2 protein-coding genes are annotated in these 19,458 nt (G+C 77.3%); both read right to left on the reverse strand.

Annotated features, from left to right (window positions below):
* Positions 1-8: 8 nt before the first annotated feature.
* A complete protein-coding gene (locus Dvina_RS05780; RefSeq protein ID WP_425516561.1) occupies positions 9-6,215 on the reverse strand; it encodes a type I polyketide synthase in 6,207 nt (2,068 codons plus the stop codon).
* A 66-nt stretch (positions 6,216-6,281) separates the two neighbouring features.
* The gene (locus Dvina_RS05785) at positions 6,282-19,394 is read right to left on the reverse strand and encodes a type I polyketide synthase (RefSeq protein WP_223105353.1); all 13,113 of its coding nucleotides are present in this window, start codon (positions 19,392-19,394) and stop codon (positions 6,282-6,284) included.
* Positions 19,395-19,458: the final 64 nt, after the last annotated feature.

Here is a 19,458-nt window from a genome sequence, read left to right on the forward strand (position 1 = left end):
GTCCCCGCCTAGAGCTCGTTGTCGATGAAATCGAAGATCTCGTCGTCGGACGCGTCCTCCCGCAGGACACCACCCGGGCCTGAAGCGTCGCCAAGGCCGGCGAGCAGCTCCTGGAGCCGCGCCGCGATCGCCGCCCGCGCCATCGAGTCCACCTCCCCGCTGAGGACCGCGACCCGGTCCAGCGCGTCGAGAGCCGCAATCGCCGGGTCCTTCGTGGGCACCAGCTCGGCCCGCAGGAACTCCGCGAAGGACACCGGCGTCGGGTGGTCGAACACCGCCGTCGCCGGCAGCCGCAGGCCCACCGCGGCGCTCAGCCGGTTGCGCAGTTCGACGGCGGTCAGCGAGTCGAACCCGGCGTCCTTGAACGCCTGCGCCTTGCCGATCCCGGCGCCGCCGCTGTGCCCGAGGACGGCCGAAGCGTGGGTGCGCACCAGGTCGACGAGTGTCGCCTGCTGCTCGACAGGCGTGCTCTCGGTGAGCCGCCGCACGAGACCGGCCGCCGCGTCCCCGGCCCGCCCGCGCTCGCCGGTGGACCCCTGCGCCGCGCGGCGGGCCGAGCCCGGTGCGAGGCCGCGCAGGATGGCCGGGAGCTCGGCCGTGGTGTCGAGGGTGGCGGCGATGTGGTGCGGGCGCCCGGTGGCCAGCGCCGCGTCCAGCAGCCGCAGCGCGTGCGCGGTCGGGATCGGCGTGATCGCCTGCCCGGCCAGGCGCTGACGGTCGGCCGCGGTGAGGGTGCCGGTGAGGGCCGACGTCTCGGCCCACAACCCCCACGCGAGGGACGTGGCCGGGAGCCCCCGGGCGGTGCGGAGCTGGGCCAGGGCGTCGAGGTAGGCGTTGGCGGCGGCGTAGCCGGCCTGGCCGGGGTTGCCGACGGTGGCGGCGATCGACGAGAACAGGATGAAGTGGGTGAGGTCCTTCGTGGCCCGGTGCAGGTGTGCGGCCGCGCCCAACTTGGTGGCGAGGACGCCGTCGAGGTGCGCGGGCGTGAGGTTGGCGATGGTGGCGTCGGCGAGGGTGGCCGCGGTGTGGACGACCGCCCGCGGCGGGTGGGCGGCCAGGAGCGCGTCGAGCTGGCCGGGGTCGGTGATGTCGCAGGCCGCGATCGTGACGTCGGCGCCGTGCGCGCTCAGGCGCTCGCGCAGCTCGGCGGCGCCGGGGGCGGCCGGACCCTGGCGGCTGGTCAGGACGAGGCGGCGGACGCCCCGGGTGGTCACCAGGTGCTCGGCGACTCTCGCGCCCAGGGTGCCGGTGCCGCCGGTGATGAGGACCGTCCCCTCGGGGTCGAACGGGCGCGGCATGCTCAGCACGACCTTGCCGACGTGCCGGGCCTGGCTCAGCAGCCGCATTGCCTCCGGGGCCTGGCGCACGTCGTAGCTCGTCGTCGGCAGCGGCCGCAGTACCCCCGCGGAGAAAAGCTCCTGCAACTCGGTCAGCAGGGCACCGACCCGGGCCGGACCCTCCTGGTCGAGGTTGTAGGCCGTGTACCGCACGCCCTCGTGCGCGGCCGCGACCGCCGCCGGGTCGCGCCTGTCGGTCTTGCCCATCTCCAGGAAGTGCCCGCCCGGGCGCAGCAGCCCCAGCGACGCGTCGACGAGGTCGCCGGCCAGCGAGTTGAGGACCACGTCGAGGCCCTCGGGCGCGGACGCGCGGAAGCGGTCCGCGAACTCGGCGGTGCGGGAGTTCGCGATGTGCGCGTCGTCGAGGCCGGCCGCCCGCAGCACGTGCTGCTTGGCCGGGGACGCGGTCGCGAACACCTCGGCGCCGAGGTGCCGGGCCACCTGGAGCGCGGCCAGGCCGACGCCGCCGGTCGCGGTGTGGATGAGGACCTTCTGGCCGGGGCGCAGGCCGGCGAGGGCGTGCAGGCCGTAGTAGGCGGTGAGGAACACCACCGGGGCGGCGGCCGCCTCGGCCTCGGTCCAGCCGGCCGGGACCCGGGTCACCATGCGGTGGTCGGCCACCGCGACCGGGCCGAGCGCGCCGCGGAACAGGCCGGTCACCGCGTCGCCGGGCGCGAACCCGGCCACCGCGGAGCCGGTCTCCAGCACGACGCCGGCCGCCTCGCTGCCGATGACCTCCTGCCCCGGCACCATGCCGAGGGACACGAGCACGTCGCGGAAGTTGACGCCTGCGGCCCGGACCGCGATGCGCAGCTCGGCCGGTTCGAGCGGGCGGCCGGCGGCCTCGTTGGGGATCACGGCGAGGGTGTCGAGGGTGCGCGCGGGCGCGGCTTCCAGGCGCCACCCGTCGTGGTCGGGCAGGGTGAGCGCGCAGCCGGGTCCGGAGCGGGTCGCGCGGGGCATCAGGGCGGCGCCGCCGCGCAGCGCCACCTGCGGCTCGCCGGTCGCGAGGGCGGCGGTGACCGCCTCGTCCGCGGTGCCGGAGCAGTCGTCGATGTCGACGATCGTCACGCGGCCGGGGTTCTCGGACTGGGCGACCCGGGCGAAGCCCTGCACGGCCGCGTGGGCCGGGTCGAGCCCGTCGCCGGCGTGCGTGGCGACGCCGTGGCGGGTCACCAGGACCAGGTGCTCGGCGCCGCCGGCCAGCCAGCCCTGGACCGCTTCCAGCGCCCAGCGCACCGCCGCCTGCGCCTCGCCCGACGGGCAGATCGCGGTGACGGCCGGCGCCGGCGCCGCGTCCGCGGGAGGGCAGGGGACCCACTCCAGGTGGTACAGGCCGTCGGGGTGGGCCGCCCGGGGCCCCGCCGCGTCGAGCGGGCGCAGCGTCACCGAGCCGATCGCGGCGACCGGGTCCCCGGCCGGGTCGGCGACCGCGATGGCCACCGCGTCCGCGCCGTTCGGGGTGACCCGGACCCGCAGCCGGGTGGCGCCGACCGCGTCGAGGGAGATGCCGGTCCAGGCGAACGGCAGCCGGACCGACCATCCTTGCGGGCCGTCGGCCGAGGCGAGGGCGATGGCGTGCAGGGCGGCGTCGAGCAGCGCCGGGTGGACCCCGAATCCGTCGACGGGCGTGCCGTCGGGGAGCTCGACCTCGGCGTACACCTCGTCCCCGAGCCGCCAGGCCGCGCGCAGGCCGCGGAACGGGTCCGCGTAGCGCAGCCCGGCCTCCTCCAGCCGCTCGTAGACGCCTGACACGTCGATCGCGGTCGCGCCCGGAGGCGGCCACGCGGCCAGGCGCACGGGCTCTTGCGCGCGCCCGGGCGCGAGGACGCCGGTGCCGTGCCGGGTCCAGTCGCCGTCGGCCGTCCGGGAGTGCACGGAGCAGGCCCGGCGCCCGTGCTCGTCCGGGGCGGCCACGCTTACCTGGACGTCGACCGCGCCCTCGGCGGGCAGCCACAGCGGCGCCGCGAGCACCAGGTCGGCGATGTGGTCGCCCTCGGCCGCGTGCAGCAGCAGGTCGAGCAGCGCGGTGCCCGGCAGGAGCGCGGCGGCACCTATCGCGTGCCCGGCCAGCCAGGGCTGCGCCTTGACCGAGAGCCGGCCGGTGAAGAGCCGGCCGCCGGAGTCCGGCAGGTCGATGCCGGCGCTGAGGAGCGGGTGGGGGTCGGGGCGCAGGCCGGCCGCGGCGAGGTCGGCGCCGGGGGTGGCGTCGAGCCAGTACCTGTCGCGCAGGAACGCGTAGGTGGGCAGCGGCACCCGGCGGGCCGCGGGCAGTGCGGCGGTCCAGTCGATCCGGACGCCGTGCGCGTGCGCGTCGGCGAGGGCGGTGGCGATGCGGGCCGGGCCGCCGTGGTCGCGGCGCAGCGTGTGCAGGACGGCCGGGTCGGCGCCCGTGGACCGGATCGTCTCCTGCAGCGACACCCCGAGCATCGGGTGCGGTGCGCACTCGAGGAAGACGGTGTAGCCGTCGGCGAGCAGGGCTCGGGTGGCCCGCTCGAACTCGACGGGCTCGCGCATGTTGCGGTACCAGTACGCGGTGTCCATCCCCGCGGTGTCGAGGGCCGCGCCGGTGACTGTCGAGTAGAACGGCACCGCCGAGGTCTGCGGCTCGACCGCGGCGAGCACCGCGAGGAGGTGCTCGCGCAGCACGTCGACCTGGGCCGAGTGCCCGGCCGTGTCGATGCCGGGGATGAGCCGGGCCTGCACGCCCGCCCCGACCAGCTCGGCGACGAGCTCGACGAGGGCCGCCGGGCGCCCCGCGACCGCGCACGTGCCGGGGCCGTTGACCGCGGCGATCGACAGGTCGTCACCGAAGCGCGCGAGGCGCGGCCGCAGCGCATCGGCGTCGAGCGACACCGCCGCCATGCCACCGTGGCCGGCCAGCCGCAGCCACGCCCGGCTGCGCAGCGCCACGATCCGGGCCGCGTCGGTCAGGCTCAGGCCGCCCGCGATGTACGCGGCGGCGATCTCGCCCTGGGAGTGCCCGACGACGGCGTCGGGCTGCACGCCGTACGACTGCCACAGCCGGGCCAGGCCGACCATCATGGTGAACAGCACCGGCTGGACGACGTCGACGCTGAGCGGCTGCTCGGGCGCCGCGCGCAGGACGTCGAGCACCGAGAAGTCCACGAACTCGCGCAGGGCGGCGTCGCACTCCGCGGCCGCGGCGGCGAACACCTCCTCGCCGAGCAGGTGGGTGGCCATCCCCGGCCACTGGCTGCCCTGGCCGGGGAACACGAACACGGTCCGGGCCCGCGGCACCGCCTCCGCGCCGACGACCGGTGGCTCGCCGTCGGCGATCGCCCGCAGGCCGTCGCGCAGCTCCTCGATGCCGCCGGCGATCACGGCCGCGCGGTGCGGGTGGTGGGCCCGGGTCGTGGCCAGGCTGTAGGCGACGTCGGCCGGGCCGGCGTCGTCGCCGAGGTGCTCGAGCAGGCGGCGGGCCTGGTCGGGAAGCACCTCGGGGGTGCGGGCCGAGAGGACGAACGGCAGCGCCGTCCCCGTGTGCGCGGTGGCCCTCGCCGGCGTCTCCGGGGCCTGCTCGAGGATGACGTGCGCGTTGGTGCCGCTGATGCCGAACGACGACACCCCGGCCCGGCGCGGCCGCCCGGTCGCGGGCCACGGGGTCGCGGCGGTCAGCAGCTCGACGCCTCCGGCGGACCAGTCGACGTGGGCCGTCGGCGCGCCGATGTGCAGTGAGGCCGGCAGCTTCGCCCGCCCGATCGCGGCCACCATCTTGATGAGCGCGGCGGCGCCGGCCGCGGCCTGGGTGTGGCCGATGTTCGACTTCAGCGAGCCGAGGTAGAGCGGGCGGCCGTCGACGCGGTGCCGGCCGTACGTCGCCAGGAGGGCCTGGGCCTCGATCGGGTCGCCGAGGGCCGTGCCGGTGCCGTGCGCCTCGACCGCGTCGACGTGCTCCGGGGGCAGGCCGGCGTCGGCCAGGGCGGCGTGGATGACGCGCTCCTGGGCCGGGCCGTTCGGGGCGGAGAGCTGGCTCGTGCGGCCGTCCTGGTTCACCGCGGAGCCGCGGATGACGGCGAGCACCGGATGGCCGTTGGCCCGCGCGTCGCTGAGGCGTTCCAGGAGGAGTACCGCCGCGCCTTCAGCAAAGATCGTGCCGTCCGCACCGTCGGCGAACGCCTTCGCCCGGGCGTCGGGGGCGAGCCCGCGCTGCCGGCTGAACTCGATGAGCGTGGCCGGGGTGGCCATGATCGAGGCGCCACCGGCCAGGGCCAGCTCGCACTCGCCCCGGCGCAGCGCCGCAGCGGCCAGGTGGGTCGCGACGAGCGACGACGAGCAGGCGGTGTCGACGGTCACCGCGGGACCGTGGAAGCCGAAGGTGTACGCGATCCGGCCCGACGCCACGCTCGGTGCGCTGCTCGTCGAGAGGTACCCCTCGACCGACGGCGGCGTGTTGGGGAACAGCCGCGAGGCGTAGTCGCTGTACATGATCCCGGTGAACACCCCGGTGGCGCTGCCCTTGAGCGAGTCGGGCGCGATGCCGGCGTGCTCGAGGGCCTCCCAGGCCGCCTGGAGCAGCAGCCGCTGCTGGGGGTCGATCGCGGCCGCCTCGCGCGGGCTGATGCCGAAGAACGCCGGGTCGAACTCGCCGGCACCGTGCAGCAGGCCCGCCTCCCGCACGTAGTACGTCCCGGGGTGGTCGGCGTCGGGGTGGTACAGCGCGTCCAGGTCCCAGCCGCGGTCCGTGGGCAGCGGCCCGATCGCGTCGCGCCCTTCGTCGAGCAGCCGCCACAGGTCGTCGGGGGAGCCGACGCCGCCGGGCAGGCGGCACCCGAGGCCGACGATCGCGATCGGCTCGCGCTCGGCCGACTCGGCGGCGGCCAGGCGCTTCTGCGTGGCCTGCAGCTCGGCCGTCACGCGCTTGAGGTAGTCGCGGAGCTTTGCTTCGTTCGACATGGGCGGCATTCCTTTGCGGTGGAAGAGTCAAGAGACGCCGAGCTCGTTGTCGATCAGGGCGAAGACCTCGTCGTCGGAGGCCTCGTCGAGCCGATCGGTGCCGGTGTCGCCCGCCGGGTCCAGGCGCTTCATGAACTCGCGCAGGCGCAGGGAGAGGGCGAGGCGGTCGGTGTCGGGCAGCTCGGTGAGCCCGGCCTCGAGGCGGTCGAGCGCGGCAAGCATCGGGCGGGCCGTGATCTCCTCCTGCGGCAGCAGCCGGCCGCGCAGGTGCCGGGCCAGCAGCAGCGGCGTGGGGTGGTCGAAGACGACTGTCGCCGGCAGCCGCAGCCGGGCCAGCGTGCCCAGCCGGTTGCGCAGCTCGACAGCGGTGAGCGAGTCGAAGCCCAGGTCCAGGAAGCCCCGGTCGGCGTCGATGCGCTCGCCCGGCGCGTGGCCCAGGACGCCCGCGACCTGGGAGACGACGGCCTGGAGGACCGCCTCCTCCTGCTCGGCCGGGGAGAGCGTCTGCAGGCCGTCGAGGGAGCGGGTGGCCGCCCGGGCGCCGGTGGGCGCGGCCGGGCGAGGGCGCATGACGGCCGCGACCTGGTGGGGTCTGCCGGTGGTGATGGCGGTGTCGAAGAGGTACAGGGCCTGGCCGGTCGGGATCGGCATGAGGTCGCGCCGGGCCAGGCGGTCGGCGTGGGCCGCGGTGAGCGCCGACGACTCCGCCCAGAGGCCCCAGGCGATGCTGGTGCCCGGGCGCCCGGTGCTGCGGCGCCGGTGGGCCAGGGCGTCCAGGTAGGCGTTCGCCGCGGCGTAGCCGGCCTGGCCCGGGTTGCCGATGGTGGCGGCGATCGACGAGTACAGGATGAAGTGGGTCAGGTCGCCGGTGGCCCGGTCGAGGTGCTCGGCCGCCCGGACCTTGGCCGCGAAGGTCCGCGCGACCTGCTCGGGCGTGAGGTTGGCGACGGTGGCGTCGTCGAGGGCGGCCGCGGCGTGGACGACGGCCCGGACCGGGTGCTCGGCGAGCAGCGCGTCGAGCTGGGCGGGGTCGGTGATGTCGCACGCGACGGCGGTGACCGTCGCGCCCTGGCCGGCCAGGCGCTCCCGCAGGTCGGCCGCGCCCGGGGCGTCCGGGCCGCGGCGGCTCACCAGGAGCAGGCGGCGCACGCCGTGCCGCGTCACCAGGTGCTCGGCCAGGATCGCGCCGAGGGTGCCGGTGCCGCCGGTGATGAGGACCGTCCCGTCGCTGTCGAACGGCACCGGCCGCTCGGCGCCGGTGGTCGTCACCTTCGTGAGCCGCGGGGCCAGGACGGCGTCGCCGCGGATGGCCAGCTGCGCCTCGCCGGTGGCCACGGCGGCCCGGACGTCGGTGCCGGCGTTGATGCCGGTGTCAGTGCCGATGTCGGTGTCGGTGTCGACCAGGACGAAGCGGTCCGGGTGCTCGGACTGGGCGCTGCGGACCAGGCCCCACACCGCCGCCGCGGCCAGGTCCTCGATCGGCTCGTCCGGCCCGACCGCCACCGCGCCCCGGGTGACGATCGCCAGGCGGCCCGGCCGCTCGGCCGCGAGCGCGGCCTGCACGGCGCGGAGGGTCGCGGTCACGGCGGTGAGCGGGTCGGTGCCCGGGACCTCGAAGAGGTCGGTGACGTCGGCGGTGCCGGTATGGGGCCCGGTCCGCAGACCCGCCGCGGTGACCGGGCTCCAGACCAGCTCCAGCAGGTCGTCGTGGGTGACGGCGCCGCTCGGGCGCAGCTGGTCGGGGGCGATCGGGCGGACCTCGAGGCCGCCGATCGCCGCGACCGCGCGGCCGTCGGTGTCGGCGACGTCCACCGCCACCGCGTCGCCGTCCCGGCGCATCCGCACGCGCACCCGCCGGGCATCGCTCGGGTTGATGGCGACAGCTGTCCAGGCGAAGGGGAGCGGTACCCCGGTCTCGGGCTCGCGCAGCAGGAAGATCGGGTGCAGCACCGCGTCGAGCAGCGCCGGATGGACGGCGAAGGCTCCGGCGTCCAGGCCCTCGGGCAGCGCGACCTCGGCGAAGACCTCGTCGCCCCGGCGCCAGGCCGCGGCCAGGCCCTGGAACAGCGGGCCGTAGCCGATGCCGCGGCCGGCCAGCGCGTCGTAGAAGCCGTCGAGCGGCACCGGGTCCGCACCGGCCGGTGGCCAGTGGGTGCCCGTCCATGCGGGCGCGGGCGCGGGGCCGAGCGTGCCGGTGGCGTGCACGGTCCAGCGCGCCTCGGCGGTGTCGGGGCAGGTGCGGATCAGGACTGTGCGGCGCTCCTCGCCGTCCGCCGCGCCGACCAGGACCTGGAGGCGGACCGCGGTGCGGCCGAACGGGAGCGGCGCCTGCAGGGTCAGCTCGTCGACCGCGCCCGCGCCCGTCCGGGCGGCGGCGAACGCGGCCAGTTCGGCGAACGCGGTCCCGGGCAGCAGCGCGACACCGAATACCGCGTGGTCGGCCGGCCACGGGTGGGTGTCCGGCTCGATCCGGCCGGTGAGCAGGCAGCCGCCGTCGGGCAGGGCCGTTGCGGCGCCGAGCAGGGGGTGCCCGGCCGGGTCCAGGCCGGCCGCGCGGACGTCCGTGGCGGGCGGCGCGTCGAGCCAGTACCGGTGGTGCTCGAACGGGTACGTCGGCAGCGGCTCGGCGAGCTCGCTCGCGGCCCCGGCCCCGAGGAACGCGGCCCAGTCGAGCGCCGCGCCGGCGGCGTAGGCCCGGCCGAACGCGCGGACCAGCCGTTCGCGGCCACCCTCGCCCCGGCGCAGGGACTCCAGCGCCGTCGCGGCGACACCGACGGCCTCAGCGGTCTCCTGTACGCCGACCGTCAGCACCGGATGCGGGCTGACCTCCAGCACCAGGCGGTGGCCGGCGGCGAGCGCGGCCCGCGTGGCGTCCTCGAAGCGCACGGTCCGGCGCAGGTTGGTGTACCAGTACGCCGCATCGAGCCCGGCCGTGTCGATCGGCGCGCCGGTGACCGTCGAGTAGAACGGCACCGCCGCGCTCACCGGCCGGATCGGCGCCAGCGCCGCCAGGACCTCGTCGCGGACGGCCTCCACTGTCGCGCAGTGCGAGGCGTAGTCGACGGGGATGGTCCGGGCCCGCACACCGTCGGCGACGCACCGCTCGACGAGCTCGCCCAGCGCCCCGGCCTCGCCGGCCACGACCGTCGACGCGGGGCCGTTGACAGCGGCGACCGAGAGGCGGGCGCCCCACGGGGCCAGGAGCGCGGCGACCTCGGCGGCCGGGCGCGGGACGGAGGCCATGCCCCCGGTCCCGGCCAGCGCCACGATCGCCCGGCTGCGCCGGCACACGACCCGCGCGGCGTCCTCGAGGGTCAGCGCCCCGGCCACGCAGGCGGCGGCGATCTCGCCCTGGGAGTGGCCGATGACCGCGGCCGGGCGGACACCGTAGGCCCGCCAGAGCTCGGCCAGCGACACCATCATCGCGAACAGCGCCGGCTGCACGACGTCGACCCGGTCCAGCCCGGCCGCACCGTCGTCGCCGCGCAGGACGGCCGGCAGGTCCCAGTCGATGTGCGGGGCCATCGCGGCGGCGCACTCGGCAACCCGGCGGGCGAACACCGGCTCGGTCGCGAGGAGCTCGGCGGCCATGCCTGTCCACTGGGAGCCCTGGCCCGGGAAGACGAACACGACGCCGCCCGGGTCGCGGCCCGCGGTGCCCTGGAGCACGCCCTCGTCGGCCCCGGCGTCGGCCAGCGCCGCCAGCGAGCCGAGCAGCCCGGCCCGGTCGGCGCCGGCCACGACGGCCCGGTGCGCCAGGCCCAGCGGCGTCCGCGCGAGTGCCCGGGCGACCGCCGCGGGCTCCAGCTCGGGCCGCTCGCGCAGATGTGCGTGCAGCCGCGCCGCCCGTGCCCGCAGCGCCTCCTCGGACCGCGCGGTCAGGACGAGCGGCAGCACGCCTGTCGTCGTCGCCGGCGCGGGGCCGGTCTCCGGCAGCTCCAGGATCACGTGCGCGTTGGTGCCGCTCACGCCGAACGAGGAGACCGCCGCCCGCCGCGGCCGGCCGGCCGCGGGCCACGCGGTCGGCGCGGTCAGCAGCTCCACGGAGCCGCCCGACCAGTCGACGTGCGGCGACGGGGCGTCCACGTGCAGGGTGCGGGGCAGGACCCCGTGGCGCATCGCCTCGATCATCTTGATGACCCCGGCCGCGCCCGCGGCCGCCTGCGTGTGCCCCAGGTTCGACTTGATCGAGCCGAGCCACAGCGGGCGGTCGGCCGGACGGCCGGCGCCATACGTGGCGATGAGCGCCTCGGCCTCGATCGGGTCGCCGAGGGTGGTGCCGGTCCCGTGCGCCTCCACCGCGTCGACGTCCGCCGCGCTCAGCCCGGCGGCGGCGAGCGCGGCCCGGATGACCCGCTGCTGCGCCGGTCCGTTCGGCGCCGTGAGGCCGTTGCTCGCCCCGTCCTGGTTGATCGCCGAGCCGCGCAGCACCGCCAGCACCGGATGCCCGTTGCGCCGCGCGTCGGCCAGCCGCTCGACGAGCAGCAGCGCCGCGCCCTCGGAGAAGGCGGTGCCGTCGGCCGCGGCCGCGAACGGCTTGCATGTGCCGTCGGCGGCCAGGCCGCGCTGGCGGCTGAACTCCACGAACGTCTGCGGTGTCGCCATCACCGTCACCCCGCCGGCCAGCGCCAGCGTGCACTCGCCGCTGCGCAGGGCCTGGGCCGCCAGGTGGAGCGCGACGAGCGAGGAGGAGCAGGCGGTGTCGACGGTGACGGCCGGCCCTTCGAGGCCGAGCGCGTAGGCGATCCGCCCGGACGCGACCGAGCCGTGGCTGCCGTTGCGCAGGTACCCCTCGACGTCCTCGGGCGCCCGGCGGAGGCGGCCGCCGTAGTCGCCGTACATGACCCCGGCGAACACACCGGTGGCCGTGCCGCGCAGCGAGTCCGGCGCGATCCCGGCCCGCTCCACGGCTTCCCACGCCACCTCCAGCAGCCGGCGCTGCTGCGGGTCGGTGGCGAGCGCCTCGCGCGGGCTCATGCCGAAGAACCCGGCGTCGAAGTCGGCCGCGTCGGGCAGGAAGCCACCGCGGCGGGTGTAGCTGGTGCCGGCGTGCTCGGGGTCGGGGTGGTAGAGCTCCTCGACGTTCCAGCCGCGGTCCGCGGGGAACTCGCCGATGACGTCCCGGCCCTCGTCGACGAGGCGCCACAGGTCGGCGGCCGAGTGCACGCCGCCGGGGTAGTGGCAGCCGATGCCGATGATGGCGATCGGCTCGCTCGCGTCAGCGGCCGGCGCCGCGGCGCCGGGGGCCTGGCTCTCCGCCCCGTCGATGCGCCGCAGCAGCTCGGCGGTGAGCGCCCGGGGCGTCGGGAAGTCGAAGATCAACGTCGGCCCGAGCCGCAGCCCGGTCGCCGCGTTGAGCCGGTTGCGCAGGTCGACGGCGGTCAGGGAGTCGAACCCGAGCTCTTTGAACGCCCGCCCGTCGTCGAGGTCGCCGCCGCCGTCCGGGTCGCCACCGGCGTGCCCGAGCACCGCCTCGACCTGGGCCCGGACCAGGTCGCGCACGAACGCGGCCCGGCCCTGCGGCGTCAGCTTCGTAAGGTCGTCGGCCCCGGGATCGGCCGCGACCGCGCGGGGCGTGCGCACGAGCCCGCGCAGCAGCGGCGGGACGCCCGCGGTGGCCGCGTCCGCGCGCACGGCCGCGAGATCGAGCCGGGCCGGGACGACTGTGGCCGGCCCGGCGGCGAGGGCGGCGTCGAGCATCCGCAGCGCCTCGTCGGTGGTGAGGGCGCCGACACCGGTGCGGGCGAGGCGGTCCACGTCGCGCCGGTCGAGGTGCCCGGTGAGCCCTGACGCCTCCGCCCACAGGCCCCAGGCCAGGCTCACCGCGGGCCGTCCGGACCGGCGCCGGCGCAGGGCCAGGGCGTCGAGGTAGGCGTTGGCGGCGGCGTAGGCGGCCTGCCCCGGGTTGCCGAGCGTGCCGACGACCGACGAGAAGAGCACGAACGCGACAGGCGGGGCGTCGCGGGTGAGCTCGTCGAGGTACTGCGCCCCGTCCGCCTTCACTCGCAGCGCCGCGTCGAGCCGCTCGGCGTCGAGGGTCGCCACGACCCCGTCCTCGAGCGTCCCGGCCGCATGGACGACACCGGTGAGCGGCCGGTCGGCCGGGACGCCGCGCAGCAGGGCCGCGACGTCCTGCCGGTCGCCGACGTCGCAGGCGGCGACGGTGCAGCTCGCCCCGAGCGCCGTCAGCCGGTCCCGCAGCGCGTCCGCGCCGGGCGCGTCGAGGCCACGGCGCCCGGCGAGCAGCAGGTGCCGCACGCCGTACCGGGTCACGAGGTGCTCGGCCACGATCGCCCCGAGCGTGCCCGTCCCGCCGGTGATCAGCACGGTCCCGTCGCCGAACGCCCCCGTGACGTCGGAGGCGGGACCGGTGCGGACCAGGCGGGGTACGTAGGCGCGGCCGTCGCGGACGGCGATCTGGGTCTCCCCCTGCGCCAGCGCCCCGGGCAGGACCGAGGTGACGGCGGGCGCGACGGCGGCGGGGGAGGTGGTGTCGAGCAGGACGATGCGGCCGGGGTGCTCGAGCTGGGCGGCCCGGACGAGGCCCCACACGGAGGCCGCGGACGGGTGGATGGCGGGCGTGCCGGGCGCGTCGACCGCGCCGTGGGTCACGATGACGAGCTGCTCGTCGGCCGCCGGATCGGCCGCGAGCCAGTCCTGCAGCTGGCCGAGGGCCCGGCTGGCCGCCCACTCGTCGACACCCGGGAAGGCCGGGGCGACGTTGACCGCCCCGCCGGGCCGCTCTTCCAGCGGGGTCCAGTCCACCGTGAAGAGCTGCTCGCCGAGCGAGCCCGGCCGCAGGACCAGGCCGCCGATCTCGGCCACGGGCGAGCCGTCCAGGGCGGTGAGCGTCAGCCGCACCGCGTCGCCGGCACCCGCCCGCGCATGCACCCGCACCGCCGTGGCGCCGGTCGCGAACAGCTGCACGTCGGTCCAGGCGAACGGCAGGAGCACGCGTCCGCGCGCGTCCGCGCCGAGCGCGCCGGTCAGCCGCAGGACGTGCAGCGCCCCGTCGAGCAGCGCCGGGTGCAGCGCGAAGCCGGCCGCGTCGCCGTCGACGCGCACCTCGCCGAACGCCTCGCCGCCGTCCCCGCGCCAGGCCCGGCGGAGGGTCTGGAACGCCGGCCCGTACTCGTACCCGTCGGCCAGCAGCCCCGCATAGACCTCGTCCACGTCGACCTCCGCGCCGCGCGGACGCGCGGACACCGTCCGGCCCGGCCCGGATGCGACGACCGCGACCCCGGCCGCGTGCGTGACCCAGTCGCCGTCGCCGCGGGCCTGCACGCCGACCTCACGCCGCCCGTCCACATCGGCCGGGCCGACGCAGACCTGGATCTCCACCGCCCCGTCCGCCGCCAGCACCAGCGGCTCGCGCACGGTCAGCTCGGCCAGCCCGGAGCAGCCCACCCGCGCGGCGGCGCAGAGGGCCAGGTCGGTGAAGGCGGCGCCGGGCAGCACCACCGTCCCGGCCACCGCGTGATCGGCCAGCCAAGGCAGATCCCGCAGCGACACCCGGCCGGCGGCCACGACCCGGTCCTCGCCCGCGGGGGCCACCAGCGCGCCGAGCAGCGGGTGGGCGGCGGCCGCGTGCGCCCGCGCGGGCGCGTCGAGCCAGTAGCGGGCGCGCTGGAACGGGTACGTGGGCAGGGCCACCGGCGCGGTCGCGGCGGGCAGTGCCGGGGACCAGTCGACAGCCACCCCGCGCACGCTCGCCTCGGCCAGCGACAGCAGCATCCGGGCCGGCCCGCCCTCGTTGCGGCGCAGTGAGCCGAGCACCAGCGCCGGCTCGGCGGTCGCCTCCTCGACGGTCTCCTGGACGGCCCCGGTCAGCACCGGGTGCGGGCTGCACTCGACGAACACGCGGTAGCCGTCGGCGACGAGGGCCCGGGTGGCGTCGTAGAAGCGGACCGTTTCGCGGACGTTGCGGTACCAGTAGCCGGTGTCGAGCGCCGAGCCGTCGATCGGGGCGCCGGTGACGCACGAGTAGTACGAGACGGCGCACCTGCGTGGTTCCAGGCCGCCGAGCGTCGCGAACATCTCGTCGCGGACCGCCTCGACGTGCGGCGAGTGGGAGGCGTAGTCGACCGGGATGCGGCGCGCGCGGACGCCGTCGGCCTCGTACCGCGCCTGCAGCTCGTCGAGCGCGGCGACGTCCCCGGCGACGACCGTCGCGCCCGGGCCGTTGACCGTCGCCACGTTCAGCCGCCCGGGCCGGTCCGCGATGTCGAGCGCCACCTGGGTCGCGGGCCGGGCCACCGACATCAGGCCCCCACCGCCCGCGACGGTTGTCAGGGCGCGGCTGCGCAGGGTCACGATGCGGGCGGCGTCCGGCAGGGACAGCGCGCCCGCGACGTACGCGGCGGCGATCTCGCCCTGGGAGTGCCCGACGACGGCGTCGGGGTGCACGCCGTACGAGCGCCAGAGCGCGGCCAGGGAGACCATCACGGCGAAGAGCGCGGGCTGGACGACGTCGACCCGGTCCAGCGTGGCCGCGCCCGGCGCCGAGCGCAGGACGGCGTGCAGGTCCCAGTCGGTGTGCGGGGCCATCGCCGCGGCGCAGTCGTCGATGGCGCGCGCGAAGACCGGCTCGGTGTCGAGGAGTTCGGCCGCCATGCCGGCCCACTGGGAGCCCTGGCCGGGGAAGACGAAGGCGACCTTGCCGCTGACGTCGGCGGTGCCGAGGACGACGCCGGGGACGGGCGCGTCGGCCGCGATGGCCGTGAGGGCCGCGGCGGCGGCGTCCCGCGACCCGACCACGGCGACCGCGCGCCGCTCGAACGGCGACCGGGTGCGGATCAGGGCGGCCGCCGTCGCGCCCGGTCCGGCGTCGGTGCGGGCCAGTGCGGTCGCCAGCGCGCGCAGTGCACCGGGGGTGCGGGCCGACAGCACGAGCGGTACCACCGCCGGGTCCGGCTCGGCGACAACGGGGCGCGGCGCCGCCTCTTCGAGGATCACGTGCGCGTTGGTGCCGCTGATGCCGAATGACGAGACGCCGGCCCGGCGGACGTGGGAGCCGCCCGGCCAGGGCCGCGCGGTCGCGAGGAGTGAGACGCCGCGAGCCCAGTCGACGTGCGGCGACGGGTCGGCGGCGTGCAGGGTGGCCGGAAGCCGCTCGTGGCGCAGCGCCTCCACCATCTTGATGACGCCGCCGATGCCCGCGGCGGCCTGCGTGTGGCCGATGTTCGACTTCAGCGAGCCGAGCCACAGCGGGCGGCCGTCCGGGCGGTCCGCGCCGTACGCGGCGATGAGGGCCTCGGCCTCGATGGGGTCGCCGAGGGCGGTACCCGTGCCGTGGGCCTCGACCGCGTCGACGTCACGGGGCGCGAGGCCGGCCGCCGCGAGGGCGCGGGCGATGACCCGCTCCTGGGAGCGGCCGTTCGGGGCGGTGAGCCCGTTGCTGGCGCCGTCCTGGTTGATCGCCGAGCCGCGCAGGAGCGCGAGCACCGGGTGGCCGTTGCGCTCGGCGTCGCCGAGCCGCTCCAGCACCAGCACGCCGACGCCCTCGGCCCAGGAGGTGCCGTCGGCGGCGGCCGCGAACGCCTTCGACCGGCCGTCCGGTGCCAGCCCGCGCTGCCGGCTGAACTCGACGAACATGCCCGGGGTCGACATGATCGACGCACCCGCCGCGAGGACCAGCCCGCATTCGCCGTGTCGCAGTGCCTGAGCCGCCAGGTGTACCGCCACGAGCGACGACGAGCACGCGGTGTCCACGGTCACGGCCGGCCCGGTCAGGCCGAGCGTGTAGGCGATGCGCCCGGACGCGACGCTTGCCGTGTTGCCGGTGAGCAGGTAGCCGTCGACGCCGGCCGGCGCCTCGGCGAGCCGCGGCCCGTACTCCTGCGCGACAGCGCCCACGAACACCCCGCCGTCCGTGCCGCGCAGGGAGGCCGGCGCGATCCCGGCCCGCTCCAGCGCCTCCCACGCGGTCTCCAGGAGCAGCCGCTGCTGCGGGTCCATGGCCAGGGCCTCGCGCGGGCTGATGCCGAAGAACGCCGCGTCGAACCGGTCGGCGTCGTAGAGGAAGCCGCCCTCCCGCGCGTAGGAGGTGCCGGGCGCCTCGGGGTCGTCGTCGAACAGCGCCGCGGTGTCCCATCCGCGCCCGGCCGGGAACGGCCCGATCGCGTCGCGCTCCCCGGCCACCAGGTCCCACAGCGCCTCGGGGGTGTCGGCGCCGCCGGGGTACCGGCACGCCATGCCCACGATGGCCAGGGGCTCGTCGGTCGGCGGGGCGGCCGGTCGGGCGGGCGGCGCGAGCGGGCCGTCGCCCAGCCCCTCCAGCAGCTCGGTGACGGCCGCGGGCGTGGGGTGGGAGTAGGTGAGCCCGGTGGGCAGCCGGAGCCCGGTGCTGGCGGCGAGGGAGTCGCGCAGCGCCACCCCGCCCAGCGAGTCGAGGCCGAGCTCCTTGAACGTCCGCGCCGGGTCGACGGCCGCGGCGTCGGCGTGGCCGAGGACGGCGGCGACGTGGGCCCGGACGGTGTCGAGCAGGCCCGCACCCGCCGCGGCCGGGGCCCGACGCCCGGACGCGTCTCCGGAGGCATCTGCGAGGGCGTCCGCCGGCCCGTCGGCGGGGATGTCCCCGGGCCAGAACCGCTGGTGCTGGAACGCGTACGCCGGCAGGTCGACGGGCGCGGCCGGGGCGAGACCCCAGTCGACGGCGACGCCGTTGACGAACAGCCGGGCCAGCGCGCTCACGACCGCGTCCGCCTCGCCGTCGGCGCCGCGGAAGGCGGCCACCAGGGCGGCGTCGCCGTCCAGGCTCTCCTCGGCCATCGCGGTCAGCGCGCTCGGCCCGAGCTCCAGGAATACGCCGGCCCCGTGCGCCCGCGCGGCCCGCACCCCGTCGGCGAAGCGCACGGTCGCCCGCACGTGCCGCACCCAGTAGTCCGGGTCGGTCAGCTCCTCAGGCGCGGCGAGCCGCCCGGTCACGTTGGAGATCACCGGGGTCTGTGGCGGCGCGTACGTCAGGGCCCGCGCGACCGCGCGGAACTCCTCGAGCATCGGCTCCATCCGGGCCGAGTGGAACGCGTGGCTCACCTGAAGCCGCTTCACCTTCACGCCGGCGGCGCGCCAGCCGTCGGCCAGGGCGAGCACGGCCGCCGCGTCGCCGGACACGACCACCGAGTGCGGCCCGTTGACGGCGGCCAGGTCCACCCCGGCCGGCAGCGTGATCTCGGCCTCGGGCAGCCGCACGGCGACCATCGCGCCGCCGCCCGGGAGGGCCTGCATGAGGCGCCCGCGCGCGGCGACCAGGCGGGCCGCGTCGGCCAGCGACAGGACCCCGGCGACGTGCGCGGCCGCGATCTCGCCGACCGAGTGCCCGACGAGCACGGCCGGGCGCACGCCGCGGTGCTCCAGCGCCCGGTACAGGGCCGTCTCGACCGCGAACAGGGCGGCCTGCGTGTACACCGTCAGGTGCACGAGTGCGGCGGCCTCGGAGCCGGGCGCGGCCGCGAGCACGTCCCGCAGCGGTACGTCGACCCCGCCGGCCAGATGCCGATCGAGCTGCTCGACGGCGGCGTCGAAGGCGGCCGCGAAGACCGGGTCGGCGGCGGCCAGGCCGCGTCCGAGCGCCGGATACTGGCTGCCCTGCCCGGTGAAGAGCGCGGCGACGGCGGGTGCCGGATGAGCGGCTCCCCGGATGAGATTGCCGCCGGGCGCACCCCCGGCGAGCGCGTCGAGCCCGCCGAGCAGGTCGGGGCCGAGGACCACCGCGCGGTGCGCGAACGCCGTGCGGTGGTTGGCCAGCGTCCAGGCGACACGCGCGGGGCTCGCGTCCGGGTGGCTGTCGAGGTGCGCGCGGAGGCGGCGCGCCTGGTCCCGCAGCGCCGCCGGGGTCCGCGCGGACAGCTGCCACAGGGCCGCGGACGCCGCGGCCACCGGCGCTTCCGGGGCGGGCGCGTCGGTGACCACGAGATGGCAGTTGGTGCCGCCCATGCCGAACGAGCTCACCCCGGCCACCAGCGGCGCGGACGGCCGCGGCCACCCGGTGAGCTCGGTCTGCACCCGCAGGCGCAGCGACTCGAGGTCGACTGCGGGCGAGCGGAAGTGCAGGCTCGGCGGCAGCTCGCGGTGCCTGATGCTCAGGGCCACCTTCAGCAGCCCGGCCAGCCCGGCCGCGCCCTCCAGGTGCCCGATGTTGGTCTTGACCGACCCGACCGGCAGCGGGGTCTGCCGCACGCTTCCGAGCGCGCCGCCGAGCGCGGCCGCCTCGATCGGGTCGCCGACGCGGGTGCCGGTGCCGTGCAGCTCGACGTACTGCACCGAGCGCGGGTCGACGCCCGCGCTCGCGTAGGCCCGCCGCAGCACGTCCTCCTGCGCGGCGGCGCTCGGGACCGTCAGCCCCGGGGTCGCGCCGTCGTTGTTCACCGCGCTCCCGGCCACCACGCAGTAGATCCGGTCGCCGTCGGCGAGGGCCGCGTCGAGGGGCTTGAGGACGACGAACCCGCCGCCCTCGCCGCGCACGAACCCGTCGGCGTCGGCGTCGAACGTCCGGCAGCGCCCGGTGGGGGACAGGGCGCCGAACGCGTCGGCCCGGGCCGCCCCGGCCGCCCCGATGATGAGGTTGACGCCGCCGGCCAGGGCCAGCTCGGACTCGCCGCGGCGCAGGCTCTCGCAGGCCAGGTGGACCGCGACCGCCGAGGAGGCCTGGGCCGCGTCGACGGTGATGCTCGGGCCGGTGAGGCCGAGCGCGTAGGAGACCCGGTTGGCGATGACCCCGCGCGCGGCGCCCGGCAGCGTGTGCCGGTTGGCCGCGCCGGGCCCGCGGGCGTCGAGCAGGGCCGCGTAGTCGCCGCTCATGGCGCCGACGAACACCCCGGCCGGCCGCCCGGCGACGGTGGCGGGCACGATCGCCGCGTCCTCCAGGGCGGCCCAGGCCAGCTCCAGCATCAGCCGCTGCTGCGGGTCGAGCTCGACCGCCTCCAGCGGCGAGATCCCGAAGAACTCGGCGTCGAAGCCGTCGACCCGGTCCAGGTAGCCGCCGGGGCGCCGGCCGGATGCGCCGGGCTCGTCGCGCCGCCACCGCTCGCCGTCGCTGTGCCCGACCGCGTCCACGCCGGCCCGCAGGAGCCTCCAGAAGGCGTCCGGCCCGTCGGCCTGTGGCAGCCGGCACGACACTCCGATGATCGCGAACCCCGACATGTCGTCCACGCCCCTCCGGTCGAGTGACCGCAGCCTCTCCGAGCGGGCTTGCCACCCTCTAGGC

This window comes from Dactylosporangium vinaceum (assembly GCF_019904175.1).
In the GTDB taxonomy this organism is placed as follows: domain Bacteria; phylum Actinomycetota; class Actinomycetes; order Mycobacteriales; family Micromonosporaceae; genus Dactylosporangium; species Dactylosporangium vinaceum.